The sequence below is a fragment of the Sphingosinithalassobacter sp. LHW66-3 genome, assembly GCF_050703275.1.
Classification (GTDB): Bacteria; Pseudomonadota; Alphaproteobacteria; order Sphingomonadales; family Sphingomonadaceae; genus Sphingomonas.
The window spans coordinates 136,363-149,457 of sequence record NZ_CP193482.1; the positions used below are offsets into that span (position 1 = coordinate 136,363).

The window sequence follows — 13,095 nt, forward strand, 5'->3', positions numbered from 1 at the left end:
AGCGCAATGCAGTTCCGTCTCGTCGGCGGCTTGTCAAGCAAACGGCTTTTCCGATCACTGTGAACGGCGCAAGCCCCTGCAAATGCCACCATCGTGCCACTATCTGGTGGGAAAAGAGGTGATGATGAAATCGGTAGCACTCGATCTGCGCGAGACGGCGGATCTACCCGAAGCCGTCACGCCGACGGCAAAGCAGCCGCGAATCACGCTTTCGGGTGTGCCGGACGACCGCGCCATGCTGCGTGCGGCCGCCGAGCTGACGCGCGACCTGCAGAAGCCGAAGCCCTGGATTTACTGGACCGACTGTTTCGTCTCGGCCGCGGTCGGCTATGCGGCGCTGATCGGCGCGATCCTGGCACCCTCGCTCGGCTGGGGGCTGCTCGCCGGATTCGTCTCGGTGCTCGCGCTCTATCGCGCGACGCTGTTCATCCACGAGATCACGCATCTCAAGCATTCGCTGCTGCCGGGCTTTCGCGTCGCGTGGAACGTGCTGGTCGGCTTTCCGATGATGCTCCCGTCGTTCATGTACGAGGGAATCCATGCAATCCACCATTCGCGCACGCGCTATGGCACGGCGGAAGACCCCGAATATCTGCCGCTGGCACATATGAAGCCGCATACGCTGCCGGTGTTTCTGCTGGTCTCGGTTCTGATGCCGGTCGGGTTGCTGCTGCGCTTCGGCATTCTCGCGCCGCTCTCGATGCTGTCGCCCAAGCTGCGCCGCGTGCTCGTCGCCAAATATTCGGGGCTGCAGATCAACCCCAGCTATGAGCGCCGCGCCCCCGAGGGCGAATTCCGGCGCCAATGGGCGTGGCAGGAGGCGGGGACAAGTGTGTGGGCGATCGGCGTGATCGTCGCCGTCGCGACCGGGCTGATGCCGCTCCACGCCTTCGCCATCTATATGGGCGTGATCAGCGCCGTGGCGGTGATCAACCAGGTGCGCACGCTGGTCGCGCATCTCTGGGAGAACGAGGGCGAGCCGCTGACGGTCACCGCGCAGTTCCTCGACAGCGTGAACGTGCCGCCGCCGTCGGTGCTGCCCTATCTCTGGGCGCCGGTGGGGCTGCGCTATCACGCGCTGCACCATCTGCTGCCGAGCCTGCCCTATCATGCGCTCGGCGAAGCGCACCGCCGGCTCACCGCCGCGCTGGAAGGCGAGTCGGCCTACCATCGGGCGAACTATCCGCATCTGCCGGGGCTGGTCGGCCGCCTCGCGGCGAGCACGATGGGCGGCGCGCGGCGGGGGTGAGCCGGGCGGCGGCGCCCGGCGGATCGAGCCGTGTAGCGCCTGTCGCTTGAAGCCGATCGTCTGGATCGGTGCCGAACCACCTTCCCCGAGACTGGGGAACTGCGCCACAGGCTGAGGGTCGGGCTCCAGAGCGCGCGGGCCTGTCGGTTGAGGCGACTGCCCCTCCACTGCCTTCCGCGGTCTCCCCCTCCCCTCGGGAGAGACTCGGGCTTGGCGCTATTCCTCGGAGCGGAGCAGCACCGCTTCGCCGATCATCAGGAACAGGAAGAAGGGCGCCCAGGCGGCGAGGAGCGGGGGATAGGCGCCGAGATTGCCCATCGCCAGCGCGAAATTGTCCGCGACGAAATAGAGGAAGCCGAGTGCCATCCCGATGACGGCGCGCAGGAAGAGCTTGCCCGAGCGGGCGATCCCGAACGCCGCCACTGCGCCGAGCAGCGGCATCAGCACCGAGGAGAGCGGCCCCGAGAGCTTGTGCCACAGGGCGCCCTCCAGCGCCTTGGTGGGCCGTCCGGCCTCCTTCAGCTCGGAAATGGCGGCGGAAAGCGCGCCGAACGACAAGCCTTCCGCATTTACCGAAGCCAGGGTGAATCGATCCGGGCTCACGCCTTCGGCAACGCGGGCGGTGCCGACCTGCGCGGTTTCACCCGAAGCTACGTCGAAGCGCTGCGCACCCTGCACCTGCCATGCGTTCCCGACGAATTCGCCCTGCTCGGCCGTGAGGATGGAGCGGAGCTGGTTGTCGCCGCGCTCGTAGATTCGGATGCCGTTCAACTGCGCCGCTTCGCCGCGGCCGCGGATCTGCTGCACCTGGATGAGATCGCCCGCGCTGCGCACCCACACGTTCGAGCGATCGCCGCGATCGATGGGGATCTGGCCGAAATCGACATTCTCCCAGGCCTCGAGCGTAGCCGTGGCGCGCGCGACGATCCGATCGTTGAACGCGAAGGAGATGATGGCGACGCCGAAGCCGGCGAGAATGAGCGGTGCGAGCACCTGATGCGCCGAAAGACCGGACGCCTTGAGCGCGATCACTTCGCTGTTCTGATTGAGCGTGCTGAGCGTGATGATCGTGCCCAGCAGCACGGAAAAGGGAAGAAACCGGGAGATGATCTGCGGCACGCGCAGGCTCACATAGCGCCAGATCTCGGCCTGGCCGTTCTCCGGGTTGGCGAGGATGCGCCCCGATTCGCTCAGCAGGTCGAGCGCCTGGAGCACCAGCACCAACGCCAGCAGAATGGCGAAGCTGCGGATGAGGAACATCTTCGCCAGATAGACCGAGACGGTCCGCGAGGGGAACAACTCGGCCCCGATCATGCCTTCTTCCTCGACAGGCCTGGAATGCGGGAAACGATTGCCTTCACTCCCTTGGCAAAGACCCGTTCGAGCGCGCCGATCGGCTGGCCGCCGGGGACATAGGCCACGGTGTAGTACATCCACACGATCAGCGCGCCGAACAGCGCGAACGGCACCCACAGCGCCAAAGCGGGATTGATCAGCCCCAGACTGCCGACCGATTCGCCATATTCACAGACCTTGTGAAAGGTCACGACGATCACGACCGAGAGGAACACGCCCAGCGCCGAAGTCGATCGCTTCGGCGGGATGCCAAGCGCCGCGGCCAGCAACGGAAGCAGGAACATCATGGCGACTTCGGCGAGGCGGAAGTGGAGCTGCGCGCGGCTGGTGGCGCGAAGCTCGTCGTTCGCAGCCGGATCGCCGCCGATCTGCGCCAGTTCGGGCAGCGTTCGCTCGAGATTGTCGTCACCACGCTGCCGGAAATTCTCGAACTGCGGCAGATTTATCGGAAGGTCGTGCGCCGTGAAGGTCAGCACGCGCGGCACGGGGGATTGGCTGCTGTGATGCGCCAGCGTTCCATTGGTGAGGCGGAAGATGATGACGTCGGGATCGTCGGTGCGCAGGAACGTGCCTGTCTCCGCAGTCACCGCCAGCCATTCGCCATCGCCCCTCGTGGCATGAACGAAGATGCCGGAAAGATCGCGCCCCTCGTTCTGGCTGTCCTCGATGCGCAAGGTCATCTGGTCGCCGAACTGCGTGAACTCCCCGACCTTGATCGATGCGCCGAGCGCGCCCGAGCGCAGCTCGTAGCGCAGCTCCTCGTAGTTGTAGCGGGCGTAGGGCTGGACGAAGCCGACGATCACGAGCGTGAGCGCGGCGAGCGCGACGGTGTACATGTACGGCACGCGCAGCAGCCGCCCATAGCCCATGCCGACCGCGCGCATCACGTCGAGCTCCGACGAAGTGGCGAGCCGGCGGAAGGCGAGCAGCACGCCGAGCAGCAGGCCGATCGGAATGCCGAGGCCGAGATACTCGGGCAGCAGATTGGCGAGCATCCGCCAGACAACGCTCACCGGACCGCCCTCGGTCGCGACGAATTCGAACAGGCGCAGCATCCGATCGAGCACCAGCAGCATCGCCGTGATCAGCAATGTCGAGATCAGCGGAATCGCGATCAGCCGCGCCATATAGCGATCGATCGATTTCATGCGCTGCCCAGGGCACCTTTTGCAGGGAAACGGAACGCACGCCGCGCGCATCGCGGCGCGTGCAGAAGTGGCAAGCCTATAGCCGGGGCAGGCGAGGGCGTCAGCCGGAAAATGGCCGTTGCCGTGCGGGGTCGCGGCTCAGCCATGGGCAAAGCGCCGGCGTGAACCGCGCGTGGAGGGGACAGCCTCTTCGACCGCGCGCGCGAGCGTGGCCATCGTATAGGGCTTGCGCAGCACCGGGCGCCCGCCGAACACCGCGGGATCGGTTTCGCCGGCGTAGCCGGTGACGAACAGCACGGCCGCTCCGTCGAGCCGCCCTTCGGCTTCCAGCGCGGCGATCATCTCCGGACCGGTGCGATCCGGCATCAGCACGTCGGATACGATCAGGTCGAGCGCTGCCATTTCCGCGAGCCGCGCCGGAGCTTCGATCGGATTGTCGCAGCCGATGGCGCGGTGGCCGAGCTCGGAGAGCGCCTCGACCGTGGCGGCAAGTACGCGCGGGTCATCTTCCACGACCAGAATGTCGAGCGGTCGCACCGCCGCGACCGGGTCGACAGCGGATTCGGGCGTCGCCGGCGTTGCGGTGCCGAAGTAGCGCGGCAGATACAGCGTGACCGTCGTACCTCTGCCAGGCTTCGTTTCGATGCCGATCTCACCGCCGGACCGGCGCGCAAAGCCGAAGATCTGGCTCAGTCCCAGGCCCGTTCCCTGGCCGACCGGCTTGGTGGTGAAAAAGGGTTCGAACACGCGCTCGAGCACTTCCGGCGTCATGCCGCATCCGGTGTCGCTGACGGCGATGCTTGCGTAATCGCCGGCCGCGCAGCTGCCGATTGCGCCCGCAGCAAGCGTCGCGCCCGCAGTAGCGATCGTCAGCGTGCCGCGCCCCTCCATGGCATCGCGCGCGTTCACGGCGAGGTTGAGCACGGCATTCTCGAGCTGGTGGCGATCGACCCAGACGCACCAGCCGGAGCCGGCATCGTGCGTCTCGACCGAAACGGCATCGCCGAGCGTACGGTCGAGGAGATCGGCCATGCCGCGGATGAGCGCGCCCGGCTCCACCGCTTCGGGCAGCAGCGGCTCGGACCGGGAGAAGGTGAGCAGACGTCGGGTGAGCGCCGCAGCCCGATTGGCGCCTTCCATCGCATTCTCGATGTGGCGCTTCGCGGGGGATTCGTCGCGATCGAGTTGGCGCCGCGCGAGTTCGAGGCCGCCGACAACAACTGCCAGCATATTGTTGAAATCATGCGCGATCCCGCCTGTGAGCTGCCCCACCGCTTCCATCTTCTGCACCTGGCGCAGCCGCGCCTCGGTCTCCTCGCGCTCGCGCGCCTCGGCGCGCAGCTGCGCAGTGGCGGCGGCGACGGCCTCCTCCAGTTCGGCCGAACGGACCCGCTCGGCGACGGCTTCCGCATCGGCTTCGCCACGCTCGCCGAGCACTTCGACCATGAACCATCCGAGCAGCACCGCACCCAGCGCCAGCAGCAGGCCGAAGGCGGCGAGCGCCCGAGTGGCGGTGCTCGCCCGGTCGATCGCGGCCACGGCCTCCCGATTGCTGCGAAGAAGCCTGGTGCGCTGCCGCTCGAGCAATTGCTCCAGACCCTGGTTCAGCCGAGTCAGTGCCGCGCTGGAGCGGATCGCGTAATAGCTCCCCAGCGCATCGCTTCCGCGGCGATGCGCCAGATAGCTCGCCGTTTCGGAAAGTTCGGTGCCGCGTTCGTGAAAGGCTTCGCGGACCTGCGCGATCCGGGCGGACTCGGCCGGATCACCGCGCGAAAGCGTCGCCAGCCGGTCGAGCTGATCCCGTGCCTGGTTCCAGGCGTCGCCGAAGCGTTGCCCCATCGCGCGGTCGTCGCTGATCACATAGCGGCCGAGCGTCGCCTCTGCCTGGGCGATGCTGGCCGACAGCGCGGCGGCCCGGATCACCCGCTCATAGCTCTGCGCCTGGGCGGCGATCGCTGCGTCGCGCCGGATTTCGCTGCGCACCTGAAGCACGAACAGCGCCACCAGCAACGCCGTGCCCGCAAGCGCGATCACCGCGAGCGTGGCAATGCGCCGGTTCCGATTGCGAACCGCGCCGGCTTCCGATCCGTGGCTCATCGCTGCAGCAATCTAGATGCTCGCACGACTCCTGAAAAGCCGCGCGCCCCGGTTCAGCCGATCACACCCACGGCATGGCCCGCCGCCTGGAACATGCCGAGGATCTGCTCGACCTGTTCGGCGCTGTGCTCGGCGCAGAGCGAGCAGCGCAGCAGATAGGTGCCGGCAGGGGTCGCCGGCGGGCGTGCCATGTTGACGTAGAGCCCCGCTTCCAGCAGCGCCTGCCACATCATCACTGCCTGGGTCTGGTCCTTGAGGATCACCGCGATGATCGCCGACTGCGGCGTTTCGGTACCCAGCGTGAAGCCCATCTCGCGCAGCCCGGTGTGCAGCCGTCGACTGTTCTCCCACAGATGCGCGCGCTTCTCGCCCGCGTGCATCAGCTTGCGGATCGAGGTGGCGGCGGTGGCGACCACGCTGGGCGGCAGCGACGCGGTGAACACATAGGGGCGGCAGACGAGCCGCATCACGTCGAACTTGGGATGGTTCGACACGCAGAAGCCGCCGACGGTTCCGACCGACTTGGAAAAGGTGCCGACGACGAAGTCGATATCGTCCTCGCAGCCCATCTCCTCATAGACGCCGCGGCCGTTGGGGCCGAAGAAGCCCATGCCATGCGCTTCGTCGCACAGGATCATGGCGCCGTGCTTCTTGGCCACCGCCACCATCTCGGGCAGCGGTGCGACGTCGCCGAGCATCGAATAGACGCCTTCGAGCACGACGAGCTTGCCGGCGTCGGCGGGCAGGCGGCCGAGGCGTTTGTCGAGATCCTCGACCGAATTGTGGCGGAACCGCACCACTTCCGCATTGCCCATCGCGCAGCCGTCATAGATCGAGGCATGGCTGTCGGCGTCGAGGATGATGTACTCGCCCTTGCCGGCGAGGGTGGAGATCATGCCCAGATTGGCCTGATAGCCGGTCGAGAAGACCATCGCGTGCTTGGTGCCGTAGAACTCCTTGAGCGCGTCCTCGCAGTCCCTGTGCCCGCCATAGGTGCCGTTGAGCACGCGGCTGCCGGTCGTGCCCGAGCCGAATTCGTCGAGCGCGCGCTTGCCGGCGGCGATCACGTCCGGATCGAAGGTCATGCCCATGTAATTGTAGGTGCCGAGGAGTATCGTCTCCCTGCCCTTGATGATCGCGAGCGTGGGCGACTTCACTTCGTCCATCACGATCGCGAACGGATCGCGAACGCCGCTGTCGAGCAGCGCCTGGCGCTCGGCGATCAACGGATCGAATTTGGAGAAGAGATCCCGCTCGGGAGCGACGTCCTGCGGCTCGCGAGGAAGTTGATGCGCGGTCTGGGCGGCTTCGGTCATGTCATATGTCCCCGATCCGTTCATGTGGAGCGAAGTCAGGACCCGCTGGCGTCGCGCCGGCGGCCGTCCCGCGACTTCGCTCGGGACGAACGGTGGTTATGCGTTGTGCTTGAGCTTCTGAACGGCATCGACGAGCTGACCGACGGTCTCGATCTCGGCCTGCATGTTCATCGTTATCAGAATGTCGAACTCGTCCTCGATCGCGGCGACGAAATCCATCACCGTCAGACTGTCCCATTCGAGATCGCCCGCAAAGGTCGTGCTTTCGCTCAGCGCGACGCCCTTCTTGTTGAAGGGCTCGATCAGCCGCGCAACGGTATCGAAGATTTCCTGACGATCGCTCACATCGGTTCCTTGAGACAGCGAAGCACCGCACGTGCCAAGCAAATGCGGCCTCTTTTCGGCGCTAACGAAAGGCTGCCTATAGCAGCCCCTGCGCGCGATACCATGCCGCAGTCGCTGCCAGCCCGTCCGGCGTGGCGACCCGGGGCTGCCACAGCTGCATCGGCGGGCGACGCGCGGCATCGGCGACCCAGTCCCGATGGCAGAAATAGGCGACACGATCCGGAGTGAGTTTGGCGTCGCGACCGCGCACCAGCCGGTCGAGGTGCGCGCCCGCCATCATCAATGGACGGGGGAGGGCGATCGCCGCCACTCGCTTGCCGATCGCAGTGCCGATAGCCTGGGCGAAGTCGCGGTGGCTCCAGCCCGTCTCGGTGCCGTCGTCGGCATCAAGGATGATGCGGCCGGGATCGGAATCGGCGAGCGTGAGCAGAAGCCGTGCGAGATCGCTCACTTCGATGACCGAAAGGCGGCCGCCGGGCGGCAGCAGGGCGAGGCCGCGCCGGGCGAGCTTGAACAAGTCGAGCATTTCAAGATCGCCCGGACCATAAACGGCGGGCGGGCGAACGATCGTCCAGGCGAGCGGCGAATCCTGCACCAGCGCATCGGCCTCGGCCTTCGAGAATCCATAGGCCGACATGCCCGGCTCGCGCGCGGCGAGCGACGAGACATGGACGAAGCGCTCGACGCCGGCCTTGCGCGCGGCAGCCAGCATGTTGCGCGTGCCATCGATGTTGCCGCGCACGAAGCCGGATTTGTCCGGCGCATTCACCACGCCCGCGACATGGATCACGGCGTCGGCGCCCTCGGCGAGCGTGGTCAGCGCCTCGACATTGTCGAGCGCGCCGCGAATCCAGGTGATGCCTTCGCGCTCGGCCTGTTTGCGCCGAGTGAGTGCCCGCACCGCATGCCCTTCGGCGAGCGCCAGTTCGATCAGCTTGGTGCCGACGAAACCGGTGCCGCCGGTGATGGCGAGCGTGAGCGGCTGCATCAGAGCAGCGCCATATGGTTGCGGTGGACGAGCGCCGAGCGCGGCGAATAGCCGAGGATTGCCGGCACTTCCTCGCTGCGGCAGCCGACGATGCGGCAGGCGTCGCTGGCGTCATATTCAGAGAGCCCGCGTGCGATGCGGGTTCCCTTGGTATCGACGATCAGGACCAGATCGCCGCGCGCGAAATTGCCTTCGATCCGCAGCGTGCCCGCCGGGAGAAGACTGTTGCCGTTCTGCAGCGCCTGGACCGCGCCCTTGTCGATCCAGATCGTCCCTTCTTCGGTGAGGCCGCCCGACAGCCACGCCTTGCGCGCGCCATGGGTGCCTTCGCCATAGAAGACAGTGCCGTGCCCGGTATCGAAGAAATGCCGGAGCGCATGTTCCTTGTGGCCCGAGATGATCGCGAGATCGATGCCCGCGCTCGCTGCGATCCGCGCCGCCTCGATCTTCGAGACCATGCCGCCCGAGCCCATGCCGGAGGAGGACTTGCTGTCGGCCATGCCCATGATCTTCTCGTCGATCTCGCGGACGACGGGGATCAGCCTGGCATCGGGATTGGTGTGCGGATTGGAATCATAGAGGCCGTCGATGTCCGAGAGCAGAATCACGCCATCGGCTTCGGAGGCCTGCGCCACACGCGCTGCCAGCCGGTCGTTGTCGCCGAAGCGGATGCGCTCGGTCGCGACGGTGTCATTTTCGTTGACGATCGGAACCACGCCGAGCGACATCAGCCGCCCCAGCGTGGCCGATGCATTGAGATAGCGGCGGCGGTCCTCGAAATCGCCGAGGGTCACCAGCACCTGCGCCGCCTGAAGCTCTTCGTGGTCGAGCACGTCGGCCCACACCTGGGCAAGCGCGATCTGGCCGCGCGCGGCGGATGCCTGAGCATCCTCCAGCGTGTTGCGGCCGCCGCCGGAGAGGCCCAGCCGCCGCGCGCCGAGCGCGATCGCGCCCGAGCTGACGATCGCGACCTGCTGACCCGCGCGGAACCGCGCGCCGATATCGGCAGCCAGGGTTTTCAGCCATTCCTTGCGAACCTCGCCATCGGGTCCGACCAGCAGTGCCGAGCCGACCTTGACGATCAGCCGCGGGCACCGTTCGGGGGAGAAGCGATCCGCTTCGCTCACAATACCTCCAATATCTCTGTTCTGGCGTCTTTCTGAATCATAGCGGCGACCATTCCACCGGCTCTTCGCTCGAATCCTCGCCGGTGTCGGGAGCGCCGCCCTCGGCGGGGCCGATCGCCTCGACCAGCCGGTCGAGCACTGCCTCCAGTCCGGCGCCGGTCGCGCCCGAGAGCGGCAGCACCGGAGCGCCGCTCGCTTCCGCAAGCTCCGCCGAAAGCGCGTCGGTGAGCTCGTCGTCGAGCAAATCGACCTTGTTGAGCGCGATCACTTCGGGCTTGGCGACGAGATCGGCGCCATAGGCCTCCAGCTCGTCGCGCACGATGCGGTACGCCGCTGCCGGATCGTCGCCATGGGCATCGACGAGGTGCAGCAGCACCTTGCAGCGTTCGATATGGCCCAGGAAGCGATCGCCGATGCCAGCGCCTTCGGCCGCGCCCTCAATCAGCCCCGGAATGTCGGCGAGCACGAACTCGCGGCCCTTGTGGCTGACCACGCCGAGCTGCGGGCGCGTGGTGGTGAACGCATAATCGCCCACCTTCGCCTTGGCGTTGGAGACGCGATTGATGAAGGTGGACTTGCCTGCATTGGGCAGGCCGACGAGGCCGGCATCGGCCAGCAGCTTGAGCCGCAGCCACACCCACGCCTCGTCGCCCGGCCAGCCCGTACCGTGCTGGCGCGGCGCGCGGTTGGTGGATGTCTTGTAGCTGGCATTGCCGCGACCGCCGTCGCCGCCGCGCAGGAAAACCTCGCGCTGGCCGGCCTTGGTGAAGTCGAGCAGCACATGCTCCTTGTCTTCGGAGATCACCTGCGTGCCGACCGGGACCTTGATGACGAGATCGCGGCCGCCGCCGCCGGTGCGGTTGGCGCCTGCGCCGCCCTTGCCGCGCTGGGCGCGGAAGTGCTGAGTGTAGCGAAAGTCGATCAGCGTGTTGAGGCCAGGGACCGCCTCGAACACGATGTCGCCGCCCTTGCCGCCGTCGCCGCCGTCGGGCCCGCCATATTCGATGAACTTTTCACGCCGGAAGCTTACTGCGCCGGGGCCACCGGTACCCGAGCGAACGAAGATCTTGGCCTGATCGAGGAAATGCATGCAGGCCATATAGGCGATGCCGCGCCACAGTCACCCCGTGGCGGCATCGGAGCAGGGGCCGCGACAGCGAAGCGAGGCCTCGCCGCGGTGTCGACTCTCGGCCGCTGGAAGCGGCGGCGCTAAGGATCGTTGGCGCCGCCGAGGCATTCGAGGCCCTTTTCACGCAGCAGCGATTCCCGGAGCTGACGCGCCGCGATCTCCCGCGCCGCGGTGCGCGGAAGCGACAGGGCGCTCGCCATCGGGCCGCCCAACAGCGCGTCCCCGAGCGCGGTCAGCACCAGCGCGAGCGTATCTTCGTGGAACGTGCGATCCTGATGGCCTTCGAGCGCCAGTTCATCGACCAGCCGGTGAATCGCGCCGAGAATCGGGTCGAGCGCGTCTTCGTTGCCGGACAGGATCATCCAGCTCGCCAGCGCGCCTGCGCCTTCCTTGCCGAACGCATCGAAGGCGAGGTCGACGACTTCGCTCGGATCCTGATTCTCGTCCTGGCGCGCCCGGATCACCGCTTCGCCGATCTTGGCGCAGACCGACTCCGCGATCAGCGCCGCCAGCGCCTTCTGCAGCCCGGCCGCAGAGCCGAAATGGTGCAGCAGATTGGCATGCGTCCTTCCGATGCGCGCGGCGACCGCCTTCAGCGTAACGGCTTGTGGGCCAGCCTCGATCAGCAGCGTTCGTGCAGCCTCGAGCGCGATATCGCGCGACTCTTCCGGGCTGAGGCGTTTGCGAGATATTGACATCAATGTCAGTATTAACTACTTCGAGGAATGCGAACTCTGCGTAGTGGAGGAAACTCATGGCGAAAGCAAAGACTCCCGCCGATCTGACGATCACGCCGCGCGATCGGCGCTTCGGCCGTACCGCACGCCGCGAGCGCTGGTGGATGAACGGAGATCCGATCGCGACGGCATTCTTCAATGCGCTGTCGGTCACCTTTCCGAAGGGAGAGGCCTTCTTCATCGAATCGGTGAAGGCGCACCGCGACGGTGTGGAGCCCAAGCTGGCGCAGGAAATCCGCGCGTTCACGCAGCAGGAAGTGATGCATAGCCGCGAGCATATCGTGTTCAACAAGGCGGTGGTCGACGCCGGCTACGACATTTCCTCGCTCGACGCGCGGGTCGACGAGATGCTGGCGATCGCCAACGCGCGCCCCGCGGTGGTGCGCCTCGCCGCGACGATGGCGCTCGAGCATTACACGGCCATTCTGGCGTCGCTGATCCTCGAGCACCCCGAACTGTTCGAGCAGACCGACGCCGAACAGGCGGACATGTGGCGCTGGCATGCGATCGAGGAAGTCGAGCACAAGGGAGTCGCCTATGACACCTGGGCGCATGCGACCAGGGACTGGAGCGGCTGGAAACGCTGGAAGACGCGGTCGCTGGTGATGTTCCTGGTGACCGTCAACTTCTGGCGTCACCGGATCGAAGGCACGCTCGAGCTGCTGCGCCAGGACGGGATCACCGGCTGGTCGGCGAAGCGGCGGCTGGCGCGCTATCTGCTCTGGTCACCCGGGATCGTGCGCAAGATCGTGCCGAGCTGGCTCACCTATTTCCGCCCGGGATTCCATCCTTGGGATCACGACGACCGCGCGCTGATCGGCAAGGCCGAAAGCGATTATGCGGCGGCGGCGATGCCGGCGACCGCCTGAGCGCCGCCGCCGGCAAATGCCTCACGCCGCCATTCGCGTTCGCGCAGGATCGTCATCGCATGCCGGCTGATCGGCCAGTTCGCGCGTGAAGCGGACCGTCTCGACTTCGCCGCCACGGCCGCGCGATTGCGTCATGCGCAGCTCGCCGGTCGGCACGAAGCCGAGCTTGCGCAGCACGCGGCCGGAGGCGGGATTGTCGACGAAATGGCCTGCCTCGACTCGGCGAATGCCCAGTGCATGTGCTGCGGCGAGCGCGCCGCGCGCCGCCTCGGTCGCATAGCCGCGGCCCTGGGCGTCGGGGGTAATCCAATAGCCGAGCTCGTGCGCGGCGCTCGCGAGCGGCTCCACGCCGACCATGCCGATAATGCGGACCGAACCGGCGGCATGCGCGCAGATCACGAACCTGGGCATCTCGGGACCGCCGAAATCGGCGAGGAACGCCTCGGCGTCCGCCAGCGCATAGGGCCAGGGCGCGCGTGCCAGATTGCGCACGACGCCTTCATGGCCGATCGCCTGCGCCAGTTCGGGAGCATCCTCCGGCCAGCCGGGCCGCAGGGTCAGTCTTGGGGTACGCACGAACATGCCCGACTCTCCTCGGTCGTTGCGGCGTGCGTTGGACGAGCGATGTGTCGTCCAGATTGCAGCCGCAGGTGAGGGAGCATGAAAAAAGGGAGACCGGGGCGACCCGTCTCCCTTTTGCGCTGGTCCGAATGCGGACCCGGGTCGCCCTGGTG

The 13,095-nt window shown here is 66.8% G+C and carries 12 protein-coding genes; 2 read left to right on the forward strand and 10 right to left on the reverse strand.

Features of this window, described 5'->3' with window-relative positions; all coding sequences use genetic code 11:
• Nucleotides 1–121 precede the first annotated feature (121 nt).
• A complete protein-coding gene (locus tag ACQ450_RS00655) occupies nucleotides 122–1,249 on the forward strand; it encodes a fatty acid desaturase family protein (RefSeq protein WP_431470107.1) in 1,128 nt (375 codons plus the stop codon).
• A gap of 216 nt (nucleotides 1,250–1,465) precedes the next feature.
• Here ACQ450_RS00655 and lptG read toward each other — a convergent pair whose 3' ends face one another.
• The 9 genes from lptG to ACQ450_RS00700 form a co-directional block, all read right to left on the reverse strand.
• Entirely contained in the window at nucleotides 1,466–2,563 is a 1,098-nt protein-coding gene (lptG, locus tag ACQ450_RS00660; RefSeq protein WP_431470108.1) for an LPS export ABC transporter permease LptG, read from the reverse strand.
• On the reverse strand, nucleotides 2,560–3,753 hold the full coding sequence (gene lptF, locus ACQ450_RS00665; protein WP_431470109.1) for an LPS export ABC transporter permease LptF: 1,194 nt from the start codon (nucleotides 3,751–3,753) through the stop codon (nucleotides 2,560–2,562). Before lptF ends, lptG begins: the two co-directional genes overlap by 4 nt.
• A gap of 138 nt (nucleotides 3,754–3,891) precedes the next feature.
• Nucleotides 3,892–5,850, reverse strand: coding sequence for an ATP-binding protein (locus ACQ450_RS00670; RefSeq protein WP_431470110.1), 1,959 nt, complete (start codon nucleotides 5,848–5,850; stop codon nucleotides 3,892–3,894).
• A gap of 53 nt (nucleotides 5,851–5,903) precedes the next feature.
• On the reverse strand, nucleotides 5,904–7,166 hold the full coding sequence (gene spt / locus ACQ450_RS00675) for a serine palmitoyltransferase (protein ID WP_431470111.1): 1,263 nt from the start codon (nucleotides 7,164–7,166) through the stop codon (nucleotides 5,904–5,906).
• Between the two features lie 96 nt (nucleotides 7,167–7,262).
• Nucleotides 7,263–7,511 carry an acyl carrier protein gene (locus tag ACQ450_RS00680; RefSeq protein ID WP_188054745.1) on the reverse strand — a complete coding sequence of 83 codons (249 nt, stop codon included), beginning with the start codon at nucleotides 7,509–7,511 and terminating at the stop codon, nucleotides 7,263–7,265.
• A gap of 76 nt (nucleotides 7,512–7,587) precedes the next feature.
• On the reverse strand, nucleotides 7,588–8,499 hold the full coding sequence (locus ACQ450_RS00685; RefSeq protein ID WP_431470112.1) for an NAD-dependent epimerase/dehydratase family protein: 912 nt from the start codon (nucleotides 8,497–8,499) through the stop codon (nucleotides 7,588–7,590).
• The gene (gene proB, locus ACQ450_RS00690; RefSeq protein WP_188054747.1) at nucleotides 8,499–9,626 is read right to left on the reverse strand and encodes a glutamate 5-kinase; all 1,128 of its coding nucleotides are present in this window, start codon (nucleotides 9,624–9,626) and stop codon (nucleotides 8,499–8,501) included. The genes ACQ450_RS00685 and proB overlap by 1 nt, the downstream gene beginning before the upstream one ends.
• Before the next feature lie 37 nt (nucleotides 9,627–9,663).
• On the reverse strand, nucleotides 9,664–10,716 hold the full coding sequence (gene obgE, locus ACQ450_RS00695) for a GTPase ObgE (RefSeq protein WP_431470113.1): 1,053 nt from the start codon (nucleotides 10,714–10,716) through the stop codon (nucleotides 9,664–9,666).
• A gap of 119 nt (nucleotides 10,717–10,835) precedes the next feature.
• The gene (locus tag ACQ450_RS00700; RefSeq protein WP_188054749.1) at nucleotides 10,836–11,453 is read right to left on the reverse strand and encodes a TetR/AcrR family transcriptional regulator; all 618 of its coding nucleotides are present in this window, start codon (nucleotides 11,451–11,453) and stop codon (nucleotides 10,836–10,838) included.
• 56 nt (nucleotides 11,454–11,509) lie between these two features.
• Here ACQ450_RS00700 and ACQ450_RS00705 point away from each other — a divergent pair, with 56 nt between their 5' ends.
• Complete coding sequence (locus ACQ450_RS00705) at nucleotides 11,510–12,361, forward strand: metal-dependent hydrolase (RefSeq protein WP_188054750.1); 852 nt, start codon at nucleotides 11,510–11,512, stop codon at nucleotides 12,359–12,361.
• A 21-nt stretch (nucleotides 12,362–12,382) separates the two neighbouring features.
• Here ACQ450_RS00705 and ACQ450_RS00710 read toward each other — a convergent pair whose 3' ends face one another.
• Entirely contained in the window at nucleotides 12,383–12,943 is a 561-nt protein-coding gene (locus ACQ450_RS00710; protein ID WP_431470114.1) for a GNAT family N-acetyltransferase, read from the reverse strand.
• Between the last annotated feature and the right edge of the window lie 152 nt (nucleotides 12,944–13,095).